The following is a 25,021-nucleotide window of genomic DNA, read 5'->3' on the forward strand; positions in this document are numbered from 1 at the left end:
TACTAGTTAGCCTTATATCATCTTGAAATTAATATGCTGAATTAGGTTTAACCATAACTTTAACTGTTTCAAAAATAATCTTAAAATCAAAAAATATGCTACTTTTTTGAATATATTGGAGATCTAGTCTGACCATACCATTAAAATCAGTATTATTTCGAACAGTAGCCTGCCATAAACCTGTACAGCCGGGTTTAACCCATAATCTTTGCATATCATAATCAGTATATTCAGCTACTTCTCGAGGAATTGGTGGACGAGGTCCAACTAATGACATATTTCCTTGGAGAACATTAAAAAGTTGAGGTAATTCATCTAAACTATATTTACGAATAAATTTACCAACCTTAGTAATTCTAGGGTCATCTTTCATTTTAAACATTGCACCATCAACTTCGTTTTTATCCATTAATTCCTGAATATGTTTGTCAGCATTTGGAATCATAGAACGAAATTTGTACATATTGAAATGGACTCCATTTTTTCCAACTCGTTCTTGAACAAACATTATTTTTCCGTGTGAACCATCATTTTTAATTAAAATACTTAAAATAATAAATAAGGGACTTAATCCAATTATTCCTAATGAACTAAATACAATCTCCATAGTACGCTTTAGCGCAAAATAAACTGGACGATTTTGAACCTTTTCTTTATTTAACCAAATTTTTTGATTTTCTTTTTCCACATTAATCACCATTAATAAATAGTTATTACACCCAATACTATAATAGTACCAAAAAAACAAATAATAAAAAAGAGCCACTGTCAATCTTCTTTATTTCTCTTTTTTAATTTAAATAATGTTGATTTAATCAAGTTTGGACGTAGTAGCAAAATAAATATCAAATATGAAATCATTCCAATTATAATTTCAATTAAAATCATTAACCAACTATCTTTTAAAACTGCTCCTAATCTAAAAACAATTACAAACATTAAGAACCCAGCCAACAAATATTTCCAATAACTAACGAACAATTTTCTCATATTGATTTGATTCCGAATTGCATACATTTGATATCCAGTAACCGTAATTTCTGAAATAACGGTTGCTAATGCAGTACCAACAGCTCCCCACATTAAAATCAAAGGAACATTAGCAATAATATTTACAATTGCTCCTAAAATAACAGAATAATTAAAGGCTTTATTTTGATTAGTTGGAACTAAATATTGCAATCCAATTGCATTACTCCAACCGATTAACAAAACAACGACTGCTTCAATCATCATTAACGGAATTACAGGTATGAATTTAGGTCCTAAGAACAATGGTACTAAAGCTGGCGCAATGGCCGCAATTCCAAACATTAACGGAACCGCAATGGCAGTCACAAATTCAAAGGAAGTATATAAGTAACTCTTAACCTTATCAATTTGTCCATTTTTATAAGCATTTGAAACATGTGGTAACATCACTAATCCAGTTGCCGTTACTACAGCTAACGACATTTTAACAATCTTATCAGACTGCTCGAAAAACCCTGAAGCATTAACCGTAGTCATGTACCCTAGCATCGTTTTATTAACTTGAAGATAGATCTGTGTCGCAATTTCCGGAACAAAGAGTACCAATGATGGTAAAAAATGCTTAAATAATTTCAAGTGATGCCATTGAGGTTTTCCAATGAAACGTTTCAAACTCGGAAATAAGGTTAAATTACCAATCAATAACGACAAAGCTAGGATTAAAATATAGAGAGCTAAGTCATTGTAAGACTTAACCATGGTAAAAATACTTACTAAAGTAACAATCTTTACCACTAAGTTTCTAACCACCGTTACTGCAAAGTCTTCTACTCCTTGAAAAAACCAAGAAATATCAAATGCAGCTGCCAGTAGAGCAAATGATTGGGCCAAATAATAACCAAGCCAATCTTTTCGTACAAACAACAAGAAGATGAAAAATGCTACAAAAGCTAATGAAATTGTAATGATACGCATCAAAAAAATTTCATAAAAAGTATTGGTTAACTTTTGTTTATTATCTCTAACGTATGCAGTTTGCCGATTTCCATACATAGCAACTCCAATACTTCCAAATATGATAAAGTATTGAATAATTGAATTAGTATAAGCATTAATTCCAACACCATGTGGTCCCAAAACTCGAGCCAAGTATGGTGTTGTAATCAACGGAATTAATAAAACAAAGATTTGATATGAAGCATTATAAAGATAGTTTTTAATAACTTTCATAATAATTACTTGCCAAATTCTGATTTAACTAACCGAAGCGCTGACATAATGGTTTGATCCATGTTGTAATAACGGTATTGGCCTAAACGACCACCGAAGACTACATTATCATCATTTTTAGCTGCTAATTCAGTATATTCTTTGTAAAGTGAACGGTTACGTTTGTTATCAATTGGATAGTAAGGTTCATCACCACGACTCCAGTTCTTAGGATATTCGTGAGTAATCACTGTTTTATTTTTATTACCTTTACCAAATTCAAAGTGTTTGTGTTCAATTACACGAGTATATGGCGTTTCAGCATCCGTATAGTTTACTACGGCATTACCTTGGTAATTATCAACATCTTTAATTTCAGTTTCAAAGCGTAAACTCCGGTATTCAAGTTCACCTAAAGCATATTCAAAGAATTGGTCAATCATTCCAGTAAAAATAATTTTCTTACCAGACTTAAGGTATTCGTCCTTTTTATCGAAGAAGTCAGTGTTTAACTTAACATCAATCAAATCACTATCCAACATTTTTTCAATAATTTGAGTGTAACCACCAATTGGAATACCTTGGTATGGATCACTGAAATAGTTGTTGTCGTAAATAAAACGAACGGGAATTCTTCTAATAATAAAAGCAGGAAGATCTGTTGCCTTACGGCCCCATTGCTTTTCGGTATATCCTTTAATCAACTTTTCATAGATATCAGGACCGACTAAAGAAATGGCTTGTTCTTCCAAGTTAGTTGGTTCTGCTGGAATATTAGCATTCTTTTTTTGTTCTTCAATCTTAGCTTTAGCTTCATCAGGCGTTACTACACCCCAAAGCTTGTTAAAAGTATTCATATTAAATGGTAAATTGTAAATTTCACCATTGTAGTTAGCAATTGGGCTATTTATGTAATTGTTGAATTCAGCGAATTTTTGTACATAATCCCAAATGTTTTTCATCTTAGTGTGGAAAATATGTGCCCCAAATTCGTGAACTTGAATTCCTTCAACCTCTTTAGTGTAAATATTTCCAGCCACATGATCACGTTTTTCAATTACTTCAACGTGGTTTCCTCTTTTAGCGGCTTCATGGGCAAAGGTTGATCCAAATAACCCTGAACCAACTACTAAATAATCAGTCATTCAATTTCTCCTTAGTTTAGAATAGTGCTTTTTTAATTAGTTTAGTAAATATCAATAATCATTATATCAATCTTTATGTTTTTTTTAAAATCATTTTAAAAAATCTTCAATTACCTTAACAAATCTTTCATCATATTGATTTTCATAAAGAAAATCAATTGATGATTTAACTGTTTGTGAATCAAAATTAACTTGATGGCTAACAAATTTTTGTAAGTAAACATGTAAAGCTTCCTCATCATTAACTGGATAAAGAAAACCATTAACCCCTTGTTTGATGATATCACTGGGACCAGCCACACAATCAGAAGAAATACAAGGAACCCCATAACTCATAGCTTCTGCTAGAACCATCCCAAACCCTTCATAATTAGAATTCAAAAGAAGTGCATTAGCATTTTTAATTTGTTTCCAGGGATCAGAAACCCATCCTTTAAATATTACCTTATCTTTCAAATTAGGTTTTTGTTCAACTAATCGCTGAGCTTCCGCAAAATCGGGACCCTTACCATAAATTTCAAAAGTCCACTTACCAGATAAGTTGCTTAAACAATTTAATAGCCCACGAAGATTTTTTTGACCGTCCAATAAAATTCTACTAATATAAATAAACCGACATTCATTTTCAAGTGGTAAGATTGTTCTTTGCTCTGGCTTAATCGGATTAAAAATCACTTTAATCTGCTCAGGAGCAACACCCTCATTAACAATTTCTTGCTTAATTTCATTCGAAATTGCTAAATGATCTTCAGCTTTATTCAATTTGGTGTAATCTAACGCCTGATCTTGATTAGAATTATGCATCCACGAAATAATCCGATAACGTTTTAAAAATATTTTTTTAATTAAGTTAGCCACTGGAATAATGTTAGGGGTCATAATCACCACTGCATCACCTTGAAAGAAAACCAAAAAAATCATCAATCTTAGTAAACACAACAAATTATTTGTTAAGTTTGTTTGATATACTTTAACATCCTTTAAGTTAGCAAAAAAATCTTTAAATTCAACTTTACGAAAAATAAAAAATGATATATTTAAATCTCTGTTAATAATTGAACTAGTTAAAACGTGTGTAAGTACGGTTTCTAGCCCACCACGACCTGCTACAGTACCAATTACTGATATATTTGGATTATTATTTTTCATCATTAATATACTCAATTTTGGGATTAAAAAACAATCCAGCCCAAACTCCTTTACAAATAACGGCAATTTTATTAAATTTATTTCTACTATTTGAAAATAAAATTTTAAAGCTTAATGAAATTCGATTAATCACAAATTTTAAAACCTGCTTAAAGCCTTGTTTTTTAGCCATATAAAGCTGATTACGATTATCGTAATAATAGCGTTGAATCCGATCACCTTTTTCTGAAAGAATATCAACGCCATTGTTGGCTCCAGTTTTATGAGTTACCACGCTACCGGAAACAAAATAAGCTGAAAAATATTTAGAAATTCTGCGAGAATATTCCATATCATCGCCCCAAATGAAGAATTCTTTAATTGGTAATCCTACTTTATGTAGCGCTGCCTTACTAATTAGCATTGACACGAATGAGCCTGATTTTAGTCCCACTAAACCATCTTGAACTTTATCATTCCAAACGGTGGAAACTACGGGAACGTTCATCTTAACTGGACTACCATTGTTCCAAACAACATCACTAGATAAAAACCCTACGTTTTCAATTTCATTATCGGCTTTCAATAACTCTGCTAATGCAGTTTCACTCGGATAAGTATCATCATCCATTAACCAATAAAAATCATAATCATGTTTTTGATAGGCAAACTTCATGCCCACATTAAATCCACCTGCTCCACCGATATTTTCGGTAAGATTCTCGAAGAATAAATTGGGATGGTCTTTTGTCATAGTTGCTAAATATGCTTCGGTACCATCTGTACTATGATTATTAATCACGAAAACCCCATCAACAGGAGTGGTTTGCTGAAAAATAGTTTCTAAAGCACCCTTTAAGAGCTCTAACCGATTATAGGTTACCATAACTAATGCTACTGACTTTTCGTTCATTGCTTATCTCCTATTACCTATGATTGTCTTTAAATCATTAATAAAACGATTATCATAATTTTTGTTAAACATAAAATCAACTGATTGACTAATTGCCACTCGATCAAAACTAATCTCATGATTAATGATTAACGTTAACTCTTCATTCAACTTTTTATAATCATTGACAGGATATAAAAACCCATTTTCCCCTGAACTAATTAAATCATTTGGACCAGTAGGACAATCTGAAGAGACGCAGGGAATTCCGTAACTAAGAGCTTCCGCCAAAACCATTGGTAACCCTTCGTAGTCAGAATTTAATAACAAGGCATTCGCCGTTTTAATTTGTTGCCAGGGATCAGAAACCCACCCCTTAAAAGTAATCCGTTTACTTAAATTAGGTTGGTTATCTACAAATTCTTCAGCTAACTGTAAATCGTCACCAGAACCATAAATATCAAGAACCCAGCTTCCATCTAATTTGACTAAACTACGCAATAACCCACCCAAATTCTTTTGTCCACTCATTTGAATGCGTGCAATGTAAATAAAACGACAAACCTGTTGATCAGCTGAAATCACTTTTTGTTTAGGTTGAATGGGATTATAAATCACATCAATTTTGTCTGCCGGAATACCATTTTCAATTAATTCCTGTTTGATTCCAGATGAGATGGCAAAATAATTATCAGCTAATTTAATTTTATTAAAATCAATTTCAACACTATTTTTGTTTTTTGCTAAAACATCTTTATCTAAAGCATAATGATTCCAAAATATAATTTTGTATTTTTTGTGGAACAATTTTTTTAAATAATATGTAACTGGTAACATTTTTTGATCGGTTACTAGCAATGCATCTCCGTTAAAAATGATAAGATATGCAATCATTTTTAACAAACGAAGATACTTACTCTTAATCTCAGTACTATAAACTTTGTTATACCCACAATTTTTTAAAAATGCTTGGTGTTTGACTGGACTAAAGATAAATAGTTCTAAATCGAACTGTTTAATGATGGTTTGGCAATTTCCAAGATAAGTTAAAACACTTTCAGTTCCACCTTTACCACTCAAACCATTTCCAATGACTGCAATTTTATTTTTCATAATCTATAACCTCATAATAAAAAACATTTCAAGTGTACTCTTTTGTTACACTTAAAATGTTTTATTTTTTTGTGAATAAACCTTTATATATTTTTCTGGAAAAATATATGCAAAAACAATTGCAGCAGAATATTTAATTGAAAGATTTTTTATTGCATCATTTAAATTAATTCTATTTATAATTTCTTTTTGTTTTTCCTTATTCCAAAGCGGATTATTTAATATGCTTCTATGAATATAGAATAAGTAGGTTCTAGCTTTGAAAGCATTAAAATAGCTCTTCAAACTGCTGTTATCACAAATAATATCATAAACCTTCTCAATGTAACTTTCACATTTTATTAACAGTGATGGATCATAAGAGTTAGTTGTTGATCCTATATGTTTATTCAAAATATATCCTGGATTAGAAATATAATTAATATCATCAAAATCAATATTCAATAAGTATTTCAAAATAAATAAACTATCTTCAAAATAATTTTCATTAATCATCATAATATTATTTTTTTTAATAATATCTAATCTAAATATTTTATTCCAAAGGCCAACATCCATTTCCTTATTTTTAGTTAAATAATTACCAATAAGTTGATTGTTATTATTACTTTTTTCCAAAATGGAATTTTTTTCAATTTCAACTTTACCATTTGAAAAATCTTTTTGGATTCCAGAAATAACCAATTTTTTATTTTTAATTGATTTCATCATAATATCAATATAGCCTTCACTATACTGATCATCTGCATCTGCAAACATTAAATATTCACCATTTGCATACTCAATTCCAAGATTTCTAGCTTCCGCTTGAAATTTATGACGCTGAAAAAAAAGATATATATTATCATAATTTTTAGCATAATTTTTAACTATATCAATAGTATTATCGAAAGAACCATCATCAATAATCAAAACTTCAAAGTTGTATTTAGTTTTCTGATTTACAATTGAATCCAGTGCTTTTTCAATTGTTTTTTCGGAGTTATAGCTTGGTATAACTACGCTAACATCTACATTTCGCATGTAATTCAATCTCCTAATTTATAAAGCTAATCAAACTTCAATTTTAAATTTATCAATAACCTTACCGATAATCAACACAAACGGTGAATATGAAATATACATCATTTGCGGGTCACCAGTACTATGTAAAGCAATTAATACAAAAATAAATAAAACATACCACTTCTTATTTTTGTATTCTTTAAACATCTGAATTGTTAATAGACCCACAATTATAACGATAAAGATAATCCCAAAAGTAATCAAGTATTGCATATAAGAATTATCTAAATAAAAATAACTTCCCTTTAAATTATGGGTAGGATTAAGTACATTATAAACGACTTTTGTTCCAAAGGGTTGGATTCCATACCTTTCTATTCCAATATGAGAATATAAAACTCGGTTGGACATTAACCGATTGATTTTATCTAATACAAAACCATCTGTCCCTAAATAAGACAAAATCAACGAAACAATTAGAAAAAATGAGAATGCTGCAATTGAAACCACTCCAAAAATTTTACCACAAAAAAAATCAATTAAATTGTCTTTGTACTTAGAATTTAATAATCCAGCCACTAAAACAATTAGTAGTACTAATAAAAATGGGTTCCGAGTGTCAGTTTGTACATAAAGAAAAATATCAAGCACAGTAATTATCCCAATTGCCTTCCAAGACACCATTCCTTTCCTTAAAAAGAAATACGACAAGGTTAAATAAAATAATAATTGAGATGGTAAAGTCACCCAGTTAAACCCTAATCCCTGTCTCCAGATTACAACTCCATTAGGTCCAATTCCTCTGGGAGACTGCATGGTTGGAATTAATCTAAAGTATCCCATTGTTAACGTAAAAATTGTTAAAGGAGCCGTTACGTAGAAAAACACTTTTACAATTTTAGTAAATTCAATATCACTAAGCATTAATAATATCAAAAAAAACCAAAGGGGAAAGGCAATCGTTGATTCATGCCTAACAACTATTCCAAGAACAATTAAACTTCCATAAATCAAATATGATTGACTAGGTTTTCGCATTAGCACACTAATTAAACAACCAATTATTAAAAATAAAGTTGAAAGATCCGGTATCATCCCGAAAAATACTTTATTAGTGGGAATCCAATAAGCATATACCAAAGTGGCAAACATCATTATTAGGTATACACCAAAAAAAGTTAACGAAATATTGGACCTGATTTTTTTTTCATTTGGAAAGATTAATTTTAATTTTGTTAGCATTAAGCTACTCCCACTCACTTTCATAATTTTAACTATTTAATCCATAAATATAACTATATTTATATGGATTAGATTTAGTTTTTACTACTTCACCATTTACATCATAATCATTTATTTGTTTAACTTGTTTTTCAGTTTTTTTATCCTCACTAAACTTAGAATGATTTTTATACTTGAAAATGTATTGATGATTTTGAATCTTAACGTAATCTCCTACATCAATTTTATTCAATTGATTTTTAAAAATATGCGTTCCATCATATTTTTTCATATTTGGAGTTCCAAGCATTACATGAGATTCATTAGGAGTGATTTTGATTACATTACCACTACTTTTTTTACCATTAGGCAAAATTATCATCGTACCTTTACGATGATTGACTTTGAGAACTTTACCTTTAGCGATTACGCGAGTTTCCTTATCATTAATAACAGTATTAGGATCATCAATTCCATCAGAAAAGTATCTTCCAATGAATAAAATTACAATAAGCATTCCAAAAATAAATAAACTAATTTTTTGACATGTTTTAATCTTCTTTAATTTTGATTCAGAAAGTTTAGGGTTATCATGAGAAGCTTGTGCAAAAAAGTAAACGACAATGGCAGTTGCCAGAATAACCGCTACAAGAATAGCAAATATTGCAGAATTCAAAAGATTTCCAATTTTAAACAGAAAGTATTGTAAATTAGTATATTCCAAAATTTGTTCACACTCCTATCCCTAGTTGTTGACCGCAATGTCACCAGTCTCAGCTTCTGGTAGTCCTAAATTGTTTCTGATTTGATTAGTAGTGTTTTGTAATTCTGATTCTGGTGTTACTTGCATAACTGAATCATTAATTTCTTTACCAGTTTGTCCTTGGATGTATGAATTATCCATGTTATCACGAGCTCCAAGATATCCTTTAGTGATTGAAGTTAAATCACCAAAAGTCATATCAGTTTGAGTTGATTTAGATAGCGAATTAATAAATCCAGGATTCAATAGAGCTTCAACGGAACCACTATCTTTAGCAACTGCTTCAAGTACTTGGCGTTGACGTTTTTGACGACCATAATCATTTTCAGGATCATCGTATCTCATTCGAGTATAAGCAAGAGCTTTTTTACCGTTCATATGAGTAGTAACTCCCTTAGTGAAGTGATAACCTTCATAATCAAAAGTTAAAAGTGGTTTGATGTTAACGCCACCAATTTGATTAATAATTTGTTCCAATCCATGCATGTTAAGAACAGCATAGAAATCAATTGGAATGTTCAACATTTTTTGCACAGTCTCAATTGAAGTTTTGGAACTACCGTAAGCATAAGCGGAATTAATTTTGTTAACCCCTTCATCAGCAAATCCAGGAATGTTAACGGCTGTGTCACGAGGAATACTAGTAATTAGTGTTTTCTTAGTTTTTGGATTGATTGTAATTACCATCATTGAATCAGTTCTTCCCTTATAGTCACGTCCCAATTCACCAGTATCAGTTCCCATCAATAGAATTGAGATTGGTTTCTTCTGGCTCAATAACTTAGAAGTATTACGTTCCTTAGTTATTCCAGAATCTTTATAAGCACTATCAACAGCACCTTTAATTGAGGCAAACTTATAAGCTCCAAATCCTAATAAAATTAAAATAAGCACTGCAATCACTGATAAAATAATATTTCTTTTTTTATGATTCTTGGGTTTATTTTCAAATTGACTTCTTTGAATACGACTCTCTTCCATAGTTTGGGCTCCTCTTTAAAACGATAATTAGACAATTTTTATAAAACTGTAATTAGACAATATTTACATTTTAACAAACAATAGCGTAATTTTAAATATTTTTTCTATTGTATCGCTTTTAAATTAAATTTAGATCTGATTAATTAAATCTTAATTTTTGACCATTTTTGACTAAAATTGAGCAAATAACTAACCTTCATTACTCAGCCGTTTTATAATATAAGTACGAAGTTGAAAACAACTTTATCTAATCAGGGTGCTAATTATAGGTGCCCTAATATAACTTGGAAGAAGGATTATACAATGGCAAACAACGGTTTTGGAAACGACCCATTTGGCGGAAGCGGAATGGATGACATTTTCAATAGTTTATTTAACAACATGGGAAATGACGCAAATGCTCGTTACTCTGTTAATGGACACGTACTAACTCCTGAACAAGTCGCAGAAATGCGTAGAACAGGTCAAATTCCTGGTCAAATTGGTAGTCATAACGGTGCTACCCCTACTCAAGCAAAACAACAACAAAAGGCAGAAAGTTACCTTGATAAAATTGGCCGTAACTTAACTGATGAAGCTAAACAAGGTTTTCTTGATCCAGTTATTGGTCGTGATAAAGAAATTCAAGAAACGGCTGAAATTTTAAGTCGTCGAATTAAAAATAACCCAATCTTAGTTGGTGATGCCGGTGTTGGTAAAACTGCTATCGTTGAAGGTTTAGCTCAAAAAATTGTTAAGGGAGATGTTCCTGCAACAATTAAAGACAAACAAGTTATTTCAATCGATCTTTCTTCATTAGAAGCCGGTACTCAATACCGTGGTGCTTACGAAGAAAACATCCAAAAATTAGTTAAAGAAGTTAAAGAACGTAAGAACGTTATCTTATTCTTTGATGAAATTCACCAAATCGTTGGAGCAGGTGCTTCAGGTGACGAAACTGGTGGTAAAGGTTTATCAGATATCTTGAAGCCAGCTCTTTCACGTGGTGAAATATCTGTAATTGGTGCTACTACTCAAGACGAATACCGTAACACAATTATGAAAGATGCTGCTTTAGCACGTCGTTTCAATGATGTTGTAGTTAACGCTCCTAGCAAAGACACTACTTTTGAAATCTTAAAAGGAATTCGTAAATCATACGAAGATCATCATCAAGTTAAATTACCAGATGATGTTTTGAAAGCTGCAATTGAATACTCAGAACAATACATTCCTCAAAGATCATTACCTGATAAAGCAATTGATCTTATCGATATGACGGCTGCTCATTTAGCTGCTAAGAACCCTGTTACTGACAAGGTTAGTCTTGAAAAAGAACTTAAAGCTGCTAAAGACCAAAAAGCTGCACACGCTAAAGCTGAAAAATTCGAAGAAGCTGCTAAAGATAAAGCTAAGATTGCTGAAATCGAAAAGAAACTTAAGAGTGAAACTGATGACACTGAAACACCAGTTGCTAAACCTTCTGATATTGCAGATTCAGTAGAACGTTTAACTGGAATTCCAGTATCACAAATGAGTACTGACGATATGGAACGTTTGAAGAGTATGGACAGTCGTTTGAAATCACACATCATCGGTCAAGATGAAGCTGTTGACGCTGTAGTTGATGCCATTCGTCGTAACCGTGCTGGTTTTGATGACGGTAACCGGCCAATCGGTTCATTCTTATTCGTTGGACCTACTGGTGTTGGTAAAACTGAATTAGTTAAACAATTAGCAAAAGACATGTTTAACGATGAAGATTCAATTATCCGTCTTGATATGTCAGAATACCAAGATGAAACTGCTGTCTCAAAGATGATTGGTGCTACTGCTGGTTACGTTGGTTACAACGATAACGGTAATACCCTTACTGAACGTGTAAGAAGAAATCCTTACTCAATCGTCTTACTTGATGAAATTGAAAAAGCTAACCCACAAGTTATTACCCTATTACTTCAAGTAATGGATGACGGTCGTTTAACTGATGGTCAAGGTAACGTGGTTAACTTTAAGAACACAGTTATCATTGCAACTTCAAATGCCGGATTCAGTAGTGATGCAATCACTAAGAACCAAAAAGAAGATATGAAGATTATGGATCGTTTAGCTCCATACTTCAGACCAGAATTCTTAAACCGTTTCAACGCTATTGTTGAATTCAGTCACTTAACTAAGGAAGACTTAAGCAAGATTGTTGATCTTATGATTGATAACTTGAACGACACCTTAGCAAGAAAAGACATGAAACTTGAAATCAGCGATGAAGTTAAAAACTGGTTGATGGAACAAGGTTACGATGAAGCAATGGGTGCTCGTCCACTCCGTCGTGTAATTGAACAACAATTACGTGATAAGATTGCTATGTTCTACTTGGATCACCAAGAAATTAAGAATATTAAAGCTGTTCTTGATCACAACAATGACACAATTAAAATTGAAGCTAACGAAAAAGCAAGTAAATAATTAGCTGCTAGCTTAAAAGACATAACCATTTTGGTTATGTCTTTTTTGTTATATACTTATTTTAAAAACGATAAGGAATTATGTATGAAAATTAATAAGTTAAAAGTTTTTAAAATTGTTGCACTTGTTATAAGCTTGCTATTTAAAGATTATCAACCACAAATTGAAATGTTGTTTAACCCAAAAGAACGGAGCTTAGCTGTTGCACAAATTAGAGATCACGGTTTAATTGATGTCGTACTACCTATCCTTAGTTATATTAGATAAAATCATCAAAAAAATACATACTAAATATTATTTTAATGTTAATTAAAACAAACCTAAAAATTTCTTTTTTTTCTTAATAGGCATAATTGTACCTTGCTCGATATCGTCACCATTTAAAATAGCTTTTGCATTGTATTCATAACGAGCCACCATTTTAATGCCAAACTGTTTTTTTAATTTATTGTAAGCATCGCCCATTCTGTAACGTCTACCTTTAAAATTATGTGCATCTGAAGCAAAAGTAGTTCCTAAATTGGCTTTAATAATTTCTTCAGTAAATTTTTCTACTTCTTTTCCAAATACTCCTAAATAACTACTTGCAGTTAATTGTGTTGCAGCTCCTTGTTCAACAAAAGAATACAACAAATCATGGTCATCTTGAAATCCATAATTTCTTTCAGGATGTACGATAACTGGTGTAATCCCACGAGCAATTAATTCAAATAACATATTTTCTGTGTATTCAGGAACACCGGTATGAGGTAACTCTAACATAAGATAACGATTATAAGGATCAGCAAATAATATATCTCCGTCATCAATTTCATAAAGTAATTCTCCAGTAATATGAACTTCTTGCCCAGGAAAGACTTTGAAATTAATCCCATGATCATTAATTTGTTTTTGGAACTCAGCTACCTCTTTTTCTACATCATTCTTATGGTTGACATATTCTCCGTCCATATGATGAGGAGTCAATAAAGCTGCAGTAATCCCTTCTTTTTCTGCTACTTCAGCTAATTTCAAAGATGTTTCCATATCTGGCGAACCATCATCAACACCGGGCAAAATATGACAGTGAATATCTATCATTTGTCATCAACTCCATAATATCCACCATAATATCCACCATAACCAGCAGTTTTTTTGGCATTTACACGGTTCATAACAGACCCAAGAATCTTTGCATTAACTTTTTTAAGTTGTTCAATAGCACCTTTTACTGAACTTTTATCGGCAATTCCTTGAGGAACTACGATAATGGTTCCATTAGAAGCGGCAGCAATCAAAGAAGCATCTGTTGCTGTATTAACAGGAGGTGTATCAATCAGTACCCATTCATAATATTTTGACAATGTATTTAATAAATTCTTAAATCTATCGCTACCAATTAATTCTGCTGGATTAGGGGGAACAGGCCCGCTTACCATCACATCTAAATTATCTACATCAGTTTTAAGTATTGATTCATCTAGATTTGAATTTCCAGATAGATACGTTGATAAACCATTTTGATTAGATACCATAAAAGTCTTATATACAGTCGGACGACGCATATCAGCATCAATCAAAATTGTTTTTTCACCTTGTTCAGCAAAAGTACAAGCTAAATTAGAGCTAAATACACTTTTTCCTTCTGAAGAATTAGCTGATGTAATCGAAACCACTTTATTTTGGTTTGCAACAATAGAAAATTTGATATTAGTTCTAACAGTACGAAATTGTTCAGCAATTGGAGAAGTAGGTTTGTATTCTACAATCAAGGGGGCACCGTTTTTCATTGTGTTATCGTCTAATTTTTTATTTTTTCTAAATAAACTCATAATAATACCTAAACCCTTCTTTCATGGTTATCAATTCGCCTACCATGTTTGTTAGTAGCTATTTTCATATCACTTTTATCAATTTCATAAATTAAACCGAGATTATTTAAGCCCAAACCTTCTAGATAATCTACATTTGTAACTGATTTATCATTAAATTCTGACAATAATGAAGCACCTAACCCAATCAATAAACCAATTAATAGTCCAGCTAAAATATTTAACATGTAATGAGGAGAAGTTGGTTTTAATACGGGAGTTGCTTTTGAAACAATTGTAACACTATTAATATCCATCATTTTTTTGATTTTATTCTGAAATACTTTTGCAGTTTCATTGGCAACGTCAGAAGCTGTATAAGGATTATTAGCAGTAGCAGAAACTGAAAAAACTTGAGAGTTCTCTTGACTTTGAACACTAATATTAGGTTTTTTAGTCATACCTGGCTCACCTGCTAAATCTTTTTTAACAGTATTTTGAATAGCAGGACTTGTAATAATATCTTTATAGGTATAAATTCTCTGAACATCTGCTTGTAATTGTTGTGGTTGAGTTGCAGCTTGACTTTTACTTAGTTTTTGATTTACAAGTAAATCAGTTGTTGATGTATATTTAGGTCTCATTACACCATATGTAATAAATGATGAAATTGCTACAAAAAAGACAATTGATGATAAGATTAACTTTAAATGTCTTTTTATAATTAAACCTAAAAAACTAAAACTCAAATAATTAGAGCTTGAAACTTCATTATCCATAATTGATTCTCCTTTAAGATAGCTAACAATTGATATTAATTATTTTAGATAGATATATGAGTACAAATTAAATATATGTATTAAAAATTATAAAATAAAAGTAATGGTAAATACAAAATACGTTGTATATTGAATAGTGATAAAGAAATCGATGTAATTATTAAGTATAAAATAATTAAAGCAATTTGAAATTTTGCATTTGATTTAAAGAAAATAATAATTGTTTTTAAAAATAAAGAAATATATATAATTATACCAAAAAATCCAAAAATTGTATAAAACCCAATAAAACCAACATCATCTAAATAGTATTGGTATCCATAATTTGTTAACAAATAGGTATTACCATGTAACATCCACTGATTTCAAAGTGTATTGGGAAATTCAATTCCCATTATACCATTTTTCTGAAACCTCATTAAGATAAAACGAAATTTCTCCTTGTCTTGCAAAATAACTATCAGATCTATTACCTGAAACAAAAACTTCTAAAATTTTATTTAAACTCATTAAAAATGAAATAGGTATTATAACTGTAAATAATTCAAATACCAATTGATTTCGGCGATATAAAATTTTTAAAATTAAAATTAAAAAAGAAATAATCACAACAAAAAACATACACTCTAATGCTCCTATGTCAATAAATGGCACAAATTTAGTTAGACAGCTATTCTAATTCTTTCCGTGTTGCACCAGTGAATATAATTTTCTGTTTTTAATACCACATCTTCAAAACTTGTAAATCTAGTTTGAAAAGCAAACTCACGTTTTAAGATTGAATGAAATGCTTCAATTGGACCATTGTCATATGGATGTCCTTTTTGTGAGTAAGAGTGCCTAATTTCATGTCCCTCAAGGACATGCTCAAATATTGAACTAGCATATTGGCTTCCCATATCTGAATGTAAATATTCTGGTTTTTTATTTTTCTTTAATGCTTCAATTAAAGTATGGCTTACTAATTTACTAGTCATATGTTTTGAAACCTTTTGAGATAAAATTTTATAGGTCTGGTCATCAAAGACGGTACTTAAGTAAACCCAGACACCATTTTCTAATTGTAGATAGGTAATATCAGCACGCCAAATAGACTTTCCACTAAGATTTTTAATTAGATTTGGTCTTTGATCATAATCAACATGAGTTCCTGGCTTTTTAAATCGTCTATACATAAGTGATCTAATTCCAAGCTCCTTCATCAAACGTGTAATTCTTCTAATACTAAAGTTAATCCCTAGCTCTCTTTGGAGAGCTACTTTAAGTCTTGGGGCTCCGTATGCTTTGTAGTTTTTAGACCATGCTTCCTTTAGGAATGGTTTTACTTTTCCCCTAAGATTATCGCCGCTGCTTTTAAAATTTCATTTTCTTCCTTTAAATCCTCATACTCTTTCTTTAGTTTTAAAAAGTCTTTTCTTGTGATTGGTTTTCCATCATCTACAGAGACTAATTTTTCATCATTTATCCATTTGGAAATAGATGAGACAGTTACCCCATACTCTTTAGAAATTGAAGACATTGATCTTTTTTCATCATTAAACAAAGCCACAAGGCTTTGTTTAAATTCTAGTGAATATCTTTTTGAACGATTTTTCATATAAAAAAACTCCTATCTGATTATAATTTTACACAAATTGTCTAAGTATTTGTGTGCCAATTATCAGTATAGAAGCACATATCATTTCTTTAATATTTTTTGTCCATTTAACATTACCCGACCAACATAAACGAATCTACTTATTCCATCATTAGATTTACTTATATTGTTTTCGCTTGTTAAAACAGGATTATAAACAGTACTTATACTGCTTTTTTTAATTCCATTTTTTTCTAATTCTTTGGTTATTCCTGAACTAATAGGTAAATAATAATCAGCTTTATTTAACATAGTTTTTTTACAGGTTTCGCAGTAAGTGAATAATGATACCACGAAACAACAGAATACTTATTTTTAAAAAATGGTTTTAACATATATGCAATTGACCAAATAATCGGATTTTTAGAGATAACTAAATCAGGTTTATATTTTTTTAAAATAAAGAACATTATAAATGGTAAAAATGCTAAATATTGCAATTTTCTAACATATTTATTGTCAGAAAGTTTAATTACCTTATTATTTTTTATATTTTCTTGCCAATCTTCATCCGTAAATCCACCTATATTAATATATTCCAATTTAACTTTTTGATAACTATCCTCATTATATCTTTTAAATAAATTAGATATAACCGTCTCTGTTCCGCCAAAACCAGTCATAAATGGTGTAACTAATAATACTTTTTTATCCAAAAAAGCCTCCTATAAAACTATTATTAATAGTGAGTTACATCTTTTCCAACATTACTAACTAATTTTCTTTTAATAAACCCAATTGCCTTCTTAACTAGTTGTCGATCACCAATCTGAATCCAATTACATTCAACGTAATCAACGTGATTGGTTTTAATCCAGACATCCATTAATAATTCAGATAAGTAACCGAATACTCTAGCTTCTTGAACAGAATAACTAGAAATATCCACTCTTTTTTCAACTTCAAACAAAATTGCAAAAAGCCATTCACAATATTTGTCAAAGTAATCAGTTTTCATAATAAACATGTTAAACATATGAGCTGATTTACTATCCATTACCTCGTCAAAGGCCTGTACATAATTAGAAAATTTCTCACTAATTACTTCTCGTGTTACATCCAATGGTTCTTGATAGTGGGAGTGTAAATAATGGGATTTGATTGTTTCTATGCAATAATTTCTTTTTCTAGGTAAAATAACTGGTGCTTTGTTTAACAACTCTTCAACTTGACCTAAAGTCAAAACATTGTCTAGTAATCTTTGGTGGCTTTTACTGAACAATCTTCGATAATGCACTAACCCAATTGCGTCAGTATTCTTTAAATTTTTCCAAGCCCAGTAAATAGCGGTCAATTCATTATAATTAGGGTTTTTACTTGAGATGTTAATTCCTTCGTTATCAAGTTGAAATCCTTTTTGACCATTAAAATTTTTGTCAGCACCTACTAATACAGGCATATATAAATTTTTATCTTTTGGCATGGAAGCATCTTTGTGGGATGCAACAAGAATCTTAATATTCATTTATATCACCACTATTTTTCTAATTTGTTAGCTAAATCAATGATATAAGCCTTCAAATCATCACTTAAATCTTGACGACGTAGTGCAAACTCAATGTTAGTTTCTAACCAACTAAGTTTGTTACCAGTGTCGAAACGATCGCCTTTGAATTCATGAGCATAAACTTTTTGGGTTTTGTTCAAAGTATCAATGGCATCAGTTAATTGAACTTCGTTACCTTTACCAGGTTTCGTAGTTTCCAAAACATCCATAATTTCTGGAGTAAACAAGTAACGACCAATGATAGCTAAATCACTTGGTGCATCTTCTGGAGCTGGCTTTTCCACGAATTGTTTAACGTCGTACATACCGTCGCTAACTTCTTCAATGGGATCGATCACACCATATTTAACGGTTTCTTCGTGTGGAACTCGCATTACAGCAAGCGTTGAAGCACCTGATTTTTCGTAACTATCAATCAATTGTTTAGTTAAAGGAACTTTATCAGTCATCAAATCATCACCAAGCATGACAACGAAAGGATCGTTCCCAACAAATGTTTTAGCAGTCAACACTGCATCTCCCAAACCTTTAGGATATGCTTGACGAATAAAGTAAATGTTCATATCATTCGTTTTTTGAACAGCTTTCAATATTTCATCTTTACCTTTTCTTTCAAGGTTTTGTTCTAACAAATAATTAGATGAAAAGTGATCTTCAATTGAGCCTTTTCCTGAACCAGTCACAATGGCCAAATCTGTAATACCAGAAGCCTTAGCTTCTTCAACAATGTATTGAATTGTTGGTGTATCAACAATTGGTAACATTTCTTTGGGAACTGCCTTAGTTTCTGGTAAGAAACGAGTTCCTAAACCAGCAGCAGGAATAATAGCCTTTGTAACTTTTTTCATAAATAAACTCCTTCAAACACTTGAAATTTTTAATTTTAGAATCTTTCAATTCTTGATTTTATTTTTTTATTTTTCATTTATTTAAAAATTATCAATTAGTTATATCAAAAATATGATTGATTATGAATGTCATCACAATTAATCAAGCTTATCATTAAAGCACTCATTAATAATTTTATCATTTAATCTGATTATAATCTAATTGTTAAACCATTTACTTGCAAAATCAGCCATTTTTTGTTGGTATTCAGCTGGCTGAATTTGTTTAGACTGAGCATGTTCTGCACCACGAACAATCCAAATCTCTTTGTCTTTACCTTTATCATTTTTATAATTTTGATAAGCAAATTTGGTTGGTACGAACTTATCGTCACTACCATGAATGATAAATAAAGGAATTTGATTATGTTTCAAAGTATCTGTAGTATTTCCATCAGTAAATTTATAGCCTGCTAAAAATCTAGAATACCAGTTGGCAATTGGTAAAATTGGAAAAGCTGGTAAATGGAATACATCATGTAATTCATGACTCAATTCAGCATTAATGCTTGAGTACCCACAATCAGCAATCGCAAATTTTGTATTAGAAGGAACTAGTGGTAGCGTGTACATAACCGTTGAGGCCCCCATGCTAATTCCAAATATTCCTAATTCACCGTGTGGATCATACTGATTAACTTGTTTCATCCAGTTAGCCACATCAACACGATCAAGCCATCCGTAACCAATATATTTCCCAGTACTATCTCCAAATCCACGGTTATCAGGAGCTAATACATTATAACCATCATTATGAAACATCCGAATATACGTACTCATTCTTCGTGCTGAACTACCATAACCGTGAACTACTACCACTGTTTTGTTAGTTGGTTGATCTGCTGCAAAATAATGAGCTTTTAAGGTTTGCCCATCTTTCGTTTTTTGTGTCCACGTTTGTGAAGGATGACTGTCATACCACTCTGTGTTAGCTTTACTTCTAATTTGATCACTGAATCCGCCTCTTGCAAAAGCAAAATTAAACAAATAATACATTGCGATTCCACCGATGATAATTAAAATGACTAACAAGCTTAGTACCACTCGAACCCACACGTGTTTGTGCTTCATTTTTTGAACTTTTTCTTCCATATTAATCACAACTTTCCTTAAAATAAAAAATGCCTATTTAATATAGGTATTTTTTATGGATTATTTATCGTTGTTATCGGTTTTGACGTCTTCAGCTTTAACATCTTCAATTACGTCATCTTTAGCAACTTTATTTTTAATGCTCATTAGACTAGTATATTGCAACCACATGATAATTGCCATTACGATGTGTAAAATCCAGCCAACAAAGGGGATAAAGGCAATTACAGCACATACAATTCCAGTTATGAACTTAACTTTTACACTTGATAATTCAATGTTATAACGATTAGCACCTGGCGTATTTTGTGCTTGAATCGTAAAAATTAATCCAGCTACATACAAACCGATTAATGCAACTAGTGGTGATTCGAAACTTAAGATAATAATTGACCCACCAACAATTGGAATTGCTCCAATTGTTTCGATAATTGCTGCTACTAAAGTTAAGTAATACATAATGTTGATTTTAGAATATAAAGTATTTTCCATAATCTACTCCTTGATTTAATCTACTGACTTGAACTACTCCCACTTAGCTAAGCCTACGGCTTGACGCTTGAAGTGGGAGATTCTGGGAACATCGCATACTTACTCTACCGGTTCTAAGTGAACTTTCGAGCAGAGGTTACGACTATTGACCAAGGCCCGTCCCAGGCCTAAATAGCTTAATTATTGGGTAGCTAACCCCTTTTTCAGAATTACTTGAGCTGCATTGATATCGCGATCTAGGTGGGTCCCGCAGTTGGGACAATCCCATTCACGAACATCTAGCCATTCCGATTTATCTAAACCTAACCGATGGTTGCTTTTCCCACAGTTAATACAGATTTGACTAGTATATGCTGGATTAACCTGAATGAGTTTTTTACCGTACCAATCACATTTATACTGCAAGATACTAACTAGCTTAGACCAACTAGCGTTGGTAATCGCTCGAGCTAGTTTATGATTTTTCAACATGCCCTTAATGTTAAGTTTTTCTAGCACAATGATGTCATATTGTTTAACTAACTTGGTTGTGAAATTTTGTAACTGATCCAACCGTTGGTTGGCGATTTTTTGACGATATTTAGCAACCATGACACGAGCTTTTTGGTAGTTTTTGAAGTCGTCTAATTGCCGTGGAGCTAAGACCTTATTGTGATAATCCCAAGCAATGGCTTGTTTAGCTAATAGGTAGCGTCGACTGCGCAACTTTTCCCAATGGTGTAGCTTCTTACGATACTTATCTTCAAAATGGTGAATTGGCTCTTTGTAACCGTCGGATAGATTAAGTAATGATTTTAATCCTAAATCACCACCAACGCGCTTACCAGTCTTAGCTAATGTTTGGTTTTCGCATTCAGTTAAAACGGTAATGTAGTATTGATTAGCAACAGTTAGGCGAACAGTAACGTTCTTGATTTTGCCTTGTGGCAAACGTCCTGATTGAAAGTAAACTACCCCTAATTTAGGCAACTTAATATGGTGATTGTCAATCACTTTAATGTTGTGGTTAACACAATTTCGAGTTATAGCTCTGTGCATACTTTCGTGACTTAAAGTGTGGAAACTTATTTTGCCCTTTAAAAAAACGCTGAAAGGCATCGGCTAGATTGCGATTAGCGCTTTGCAAGGATGTTGATTCTGCTTGCTTCAACCAGGGATATTCTTCTTTTAATCGTTTTAGAAGATTGTTCATGCCAAAGGCATTGACAAACTTGGCTTCTGGATTGTTCTTTTGCCGCTCAATTTGCATATTAAGCATCTGATTCCACACAAAACGAGCGCAACCGAAGGTTTGCATTAAACGGTCACGTTGCTCGGAATTAGGATATATACGCATTTTCACGGCTTTAAGAACCATTACTTTCTCCCTTGACTTTCAATGTACTTTTTTACTACTTCTAACGGTGCACCACCAGTACTAATTAAACAATAGCTTTGGGTCCAAAAAGCGGATTTCCACAACTGACGCTTAATTTCTGGAAATAGTTTCTTAACCATTCGAGAACTTGATGATTTATAAGCGTTCAGGAACTTAGCCATCTCCGTATGCGGTGTTGCGCGGAACAAGACATGAACATGGTCAATATCATGGTTCCACTCTTGAAGATTAATACCATAAGACTGACCAACTACTACAAAACGATGTTTCAGATACTCAGATATTTCATCGTTAATGACTTTACGCCGATATTTAACAACCATTACTAAATGATAATTGAGTAGATATACTGAGTGCTGATTTCTATCTAATTCTATTGTTATCACCACGATCCTTTAACATATACTAAATATACCATAGCGCAAAAGAAAAAGTACTATCGTGCTTTAAGGAGGCGATTCATCCCCCACTTGTCGAAGTGGGGGTAATCTCGCCAATTATGGATAAACTTAAATGATGCTATTAATTGTAGCATAAAAATTAAATTAACTGTCTAATTAGATTAGCAAAAATAAAAAGATCATTCCAGTTGGAATGATCCTTTAAAGCTAGTTTTAATTAATTTTAGTACCAACCATGTGATTGCCAGAATGATTGAGCACCTGACCATGAACCATAACGTGAAGTTACATAGTTATCAGCAACTCTTTCTTGGTTAGCAGCAGAGTAATCACCATTTAGGTATGATGCTGATAATTGGTATTTACCAACAAATTGACCGTTTTGGGCACCGTAGTTACCACCAGATTCACGACCGGCAATCCAGTCTTTAGCAGCAGCATCGCTACCACTTACTGAACTAGTAGCTGGAGCAGCAGCTTGTTGAACTGGTGCTGCAGGTTGTGCAGGCGCTTGGGCTGCTGGTGCAGTAGCTTGTTGAACTGGTGCTGCAGGTTGTGCAGGCGCTTGGGCTGCTGGTGCAGTAGCTTGTTGAACTGGTGCTGTTACAGAAGGAGTTGCGGCTGCTGGTGTATCAGTAGTAGCTGGTGCAACAACTTGAACATCACCGTTATCGATATCAAAAACTTCACCAACATAAATTTTGTTAATATCTTGGATGTTGTTTGCATCCTTGATACTTTGCATTGAAATGTTGTAAGTTTTAGCAAGTTCTGAGATAGTGTCACCTGATTTAACTGTTACGCGAGTTGAGGCGTTAGCACTGTTTGCACCGGCAAATAAAACCCCAGCAGATACAGCAGTTACGGCTGCAATTGTCTTTAAACCTTTAAACTTCATAAAATAAAATCTCCTTTTTGATTAACTGTTTCTAGTTTTCTGTTTTAAGAATGTTGTTCAGTTAATGAATAAGTGACATCAACTAATCAACAGTACCCATGATAAAGTGTATTTATTACACTCGCATTACAGTGGGGTTAAGAAAAGGAAGTCGTTTGTAATGCTGTAATCTTACTATCACATTCTGTAATTTAATTTCTGTTTGGGATTTGTTCTTTATATGGTAGATTAATGAAAAAAATCAAGTTTCAAATGCTCCCTTCTACCTATTAGATTCGTAAAAAGTCTGATATGATGCTTAGAAATAGTAAAAAATTACCTGAAACACAAAAAAGCCACAACTATTATCATTAGCTGTGGCTTTTGCGATACTTATAATCTATCCTATAGTTATCTTCTATTTTTCTACTTCAAATTTGACATCACTTAAACAATAGTCAAATTCAGCTTCCCAATTTCCTGGTGTTAATGGAACTGGTAACAAGAAAGTACCAGTTGAGACATGTTCACCGGCATGAACGACTTGATTAGTTTCGGCTAACTTTTCGGTTAACCATTTCAATGCTTTAATGGGATTGCCTAAGACCTCACTAGATTTTCCTTCTGCAACCTTGGTTCGATCACGGAACAATTCTGTATGTATTTTAGTTAACTCGCTTAAAGTGAAATCTTCGGCTGGAACTTCATCACCATAAACAACTGCTCCACCAACTGCTGCATCCGCCATCACTAAATGCTTTGGTAATGCAGGGAACCAGTCTTTAAAACGACAATCTGGCAACTCGACGGCTGGTGCAACGGTCGTTTTTACCATCAACTCTTCTAAAGAATCTGTAGCAGCTAATTCCTTTTTAGCAGTGAAAACTAATTCAACTTCAACTAACGGTTCCATAAACATCGATTGTTTTAGCTTAACGCCTGATTTAAAGAATCGTTCATCCAGTTGAGCACCATATAGTGGTTCCGTAGCAGCAAACATTTTCTGCGTCTCTTCACTTGTAAGACTAATCTTATAACCACCTAATTTTTTCGCTTTTAAATCAGTTATCTCTCGCTGAATTGCATATGCAGAATCATCATCAAATTCTGGAAATTCATGCATATCTAATGGCTTTTGCTTTGCATAGGCCTTATATAAAGTTTTGGCCAGTTTATCTACTTCATCACGAGTTAATTTTTTCTCAGTCATCATAAACACATCCTTTACGTCAAATTTTAGTCAAAGTCTAACGTTCGATTTATATTAATATAACACAACTTTTTGCTTTGTCAATTAGTTTTTTTGAC

At 32.1% G+C, this 25,021-nt stretch carries 25 protein-coding genes and 2 pseudogenes; 2 read left to right on the top strand and 25 right to left on the bottom strand.

All coding sequences use genetic code 11. From position 1 onward, the window contains the following. Positions 1-28 precede the first annotated feature (28 nt). The 10 genes from PY770_RS06545 to PY770_RS06590 form a co-directional block, all read right to left on the bottom strand. Positions 29-700 carry a sugar transferase gene (locus PY770_RS06545; RefSeq protein ID WP_163601640.1) on the bottom strand — a complete coding sequence of 224 codons (672 nt, stop codon included), beginning with the start codon at positions 698-700 and terminating at the stop codon, positions 29-31. A 68-nt stretch (positions 701-768) separates the two neighbouring features. After that, on the bottom strand, positions 769-2,202 hold the full coding sequence (locus PY770_RS06550; protein ID WP_139562442.1) for an oligosaccharide flippase family protein: 1,434 nt from the start codon (positions 2,200-2,202) through the stop codon (positions 769-771). A gap of 5 nt (positions 2,203-2,207) precedes the next feature. Further along, positions 2,208-3,326: a UDP-galactopyranose mutase gene (gene glf, locus PY770_RS06555; RefSeq protein WP_103450856.1), complete on the bottom strand. Its 1,119-nt coding sequence runs from the start codon at positions 3,324-3,326 to the stop codon at positions 2,208-2,210. A 90-nt stretch (positions 3,327-3,416) separates the two neighbouring features. Next, positions 3,417-4,478 (bottom strand): glycosyltransferase, encoded by a 1,062-nt coding sequence (locus PY770_RS06560; RefSeq protein WP_275045895.1) that lies wholly within the window; start codon positions 4,476-4,478, stop codon positions 3,417-3,419. Next, positions 4,465-5,367 carry a glycosyltransferase family 2 protein gene (locus tag PY770_RS06565; RefSeq protein ID WP_275045896.1) on the bottom strand — a complete coding sequence of 301 codons (903 nt, stop codon included), beginning with the start codon at positions 5,365-5,367 and terminating at the stop codon, positions 4,465-4,467. The genes PY770_RS06560 and PY770_RS06565 overlap by 14 nt, the downstream gene beginning before the upstream one ends. Before the next feature lie 3 nt (positions 5,368-5,370). Next, positions 5,371-6,459, bottom strand: coding sequence for a glycosyltransferase (locus PY770_RS06570; protein WP_103428992.1), 1,089 nt, complete (start codon positions 6,457-6,459; stop codon positions 5,371-5,373). Between the two features lie 51 nt (positions 6,460-6,510). Next, on the bottom strand, positions 6,511-7,482 hold the full coding sequence (locus PY770_RS06575) for a glycosyltransferase family 2 protein (protein ID WP_103428993.1): 972 nt from the start codon (positions 7,480-7,482) through the stop codon (positions 6,511-6,513). Positions 7,483-7,512: 30 nt separating this feature from the next. Continuing rightward, entirely contained in the window at positions 7,513-8,502 is a 990-nt protein-coding gene (locus PY770_RS06580; RefSeq protein WP_275045897.1) for a hypothetical protein, read from the bottom strand. A gap of 232 nt (positions 8,503-8,734) precedes the next feature. Next, the gene (locus tag PY770_RS06585; protein ID WP_103428995.1) at positions 8,735-9,409 is read right to left on the bottom strand and encodes an accessory gene regulator B family protein; all 675 of its coding nucleotides are present in this window, start codon (positions 9,407-9,409) and stop codon (positions 8,735-8,737) included. Positions 9,410-9,430: 21 nt separating this feature from the next. Next, complete coding sequence (locus tag PY770_RS06590) at positions 9,431-10,429, bottom strand: LCP family glycopolymer transferase (RefSeq protein ID WP_103450852.1); 999 nt, start codon at positions 10,427-10,429, stop codon at positions 9,431-9,433. Positions 10,430-10,732: 303 nt separating this feature from the next. On the opposite strand from PY770_RS06590, the gene PY770_RS06595 reads away from it, so the two are divergent. Then, entirely contained in the window at positions 10,733-12,874 is a 2,142-nt protein-coding gene (locus tag PY770_RS06595; RefSeq protein WP_139562445.1) for an ATP-dependent Clp protease ATP-binding subunit, read from the top strand. An 84-nt stretch (positions 12,875-12,958) separates the two neighbouring features. Continuing rightward, positions 12,959-13,141 (top strand): hypothetical protein, encoded by a 183-nt coding sequence (locus PY770_RS06600; protein WP_103428998.1) that lies wholly within the window; start codon positions 12,959-12,961, stop codon positions 13,139-13,141. A 42-nt stretch (positions 13,142-13,183) separates the two neighbouring features. Here PY770_RS06600 and PY770_RS06605 read toward each other — a convergent pair whose 3' ends face one another. The 15 genes and pseudogenes from PY770_RS06605 to PY770_RS06675 form a co-directional block, all read right to left on the bottom strand. Continuing rightward, positions 13,184-13,954: a tyrosine-protein phosphatase gene (locus PY770_RS06605; RefSeq protein WP_014082489.1), complete on the bottom strand. Its 771-nt coding sequence runs from the start codon at positions 13,952-13,954 to the stop codon at positions 13,184-13,186. Beyond that, positions 13,951-14,685 carry a CpsD/CapB family tyrosine-protein kinase gene (locus PY770_RS06610; protein ID WP_275045898.1) on the bottom strand — a complete coding sequence of 245 codons (735 nt, stop codon included), beginning with the start codon at positions 14,683-14,685 and terminating at the stop codon, positions 13,951-13,953. The genes PY770_RS06605 and PY770_RS06610 overlap by 4 nt, the downstream gene beginning before the upstream one ends. An 8-nt stretch (positions 14,686-14,693) precedes the next feature. Then, positions 14,694-15,443 carry a YveK family protein gene (locus PY770_RS06615; RefSeq protein ID WP_168848150.1) on the bottom strand — a complete coding sequence of 250 codons (750 nt, stop codon included), beginning with the start codon at positions 15,441-15,443 and terminating at the stop codon, positions 14,694-14,696. Positions 15,444-15,827: 384 nt separating this feature from the next. Beyond that, positions 15,828-16,064, bottom strand: a complete 237-nt coding sequence (locus PY770_RS06620; protein ID WP_103429000.1) for a hypothetical protein — start codon at positions 16,062-16,064, stop codon at positions 15,828-15,830. Positions 16,065-16,105: 41 nt separating this feature from the next. After that, positions 16,106-17,040, bottom strand: a pseudogene (locus tag PY770_RS06625) (IS3 family transposase). A gap of 81 nt (positions 17,041-17,121) precedes the next feature. Beyond that, on the bottom strand, positions 17,122-17,331 hold the full coding sequence (locus tag PY770_RS06630; protein WP_103429004.1) for a hypothetical protein: 210 nt from the start codon (positions 17,329-17,331) through the stop codon (positions 17,122-17,124). After that, positions 17,325-17,735, bottom strand: coding sequence for a hypothetical protein (locus PY770_RS06635; RefSeq protein WP_103429005.1), 411 nt, complete (start codon positions 17,733-17,735; stop codon positions 17,325-17,327). Before PY770_RS06635 ends, PY770_RS06630 begins: the two co-directional genes overlap by 7 nt. Before the next feature lie 23 nt (positions 17,736-17,758). Continuing rightward, positions 17,759-18,544 (bottom strand): DUF4422 domain-containing protein, encoded by a 786-nt coding sequence (locus tag PY770_RS06640; RefSeq protein ID WP_103429006.1) that lies wholly within the window; start codon positions 18,542-18,544, stop codon positions 17,759-17,761. Positions 18,545-18,555: 11 nt separating this feature from the next. Beyond that, positions 18,556-19,434: a UTP--glucose-1-phosphate uridylyltransferase GalU gene (galU, locus tag PY770_RS06645; protein WP_103429152.1), complete on the bottom strand. Its 879-nt coding sequence runs from the start codon at positions 19,432-19,434 to the stop codon at positions 18,556-18,558. A gap of 198 nt (positions 19,435-19,632) precedes the next feature. Then, a complete protein-coding gene (locus PY770_RS06650; RefSeq protein WP_225362439.1) occupies positions 19,633-20,565 on the bottom strand; it encodes an alpha/beta hydrolase in 933 nt (310 codons plus the stop codon). Between the two features lie 60 nt (positions 20,566-20,625). Beyond that, the gene (locus PY770_RS06655; RefSeq protein WP_103429007.1) at positions 20,626-21,057 is read right to left on the bottom strand and encodes a hypothetical protein; all 432 of its coding nucleotides are present in this window, start codon (positions 21,055-21,057) and stop codon (positions 20,626-20,628) included. 180 nt (positions 21,058-21,237) lie between these two features. Then, positions 21,238-22,414 (bottom strand): annotated as a pseudogene (locus PY770_RS06660) (RNA-guided endonuclease TnpB family protein). Further along, a complete protein-coding gene (gene tnpA / locus PY770_RS06665) occupies positions 22,414-22,812 on the bottom strand; it encodes an IS200/IS605 family transposase (RefSeq protein WP_014081459.1) in 399 nt (132 codons plus the stop codon). Before tnpA ends, PY770_RS06660 begins: the two are co-directional and overlap by 1 nt. A gap of 247 nt (positions 22,813-23,059) precedes the next feature. After that, positions 23,060-23,734, bottom strand: coding sequence for an aggregation-promoting factor (gene apf / locus PY770_RS06670; RefSeq protein WP_139589997.1), 675 nt, complete (start codon positions 23,732-23,734; stop codon positions 23,060-23,062). A gap of 397 nt (positions 23,735-24,131) precedes the next feature. After that, a complete protein-coding gene (locus tag PY770_RS06675; RefSeq protein WP_156843514.1) occupies positions 24,132-24,923 on the bottom strand; it encodes a 2-keto-4-pentenoate hydratase in 792 nt (263 codons plus the stop codon). Positions 24,924-25,021: the final 98 nt, after the last annotated feature.

It is taken from the genome of Fructilactobacillus sanfranciscensis (genome assembly GCF_029023685.1).
GTDB lineage: Bacteria > Bacillota > Bacilli > Lactobacillales > Lactobacillaceae > Fructilactobacillus > Fructilactobacillus sanfranciscensis.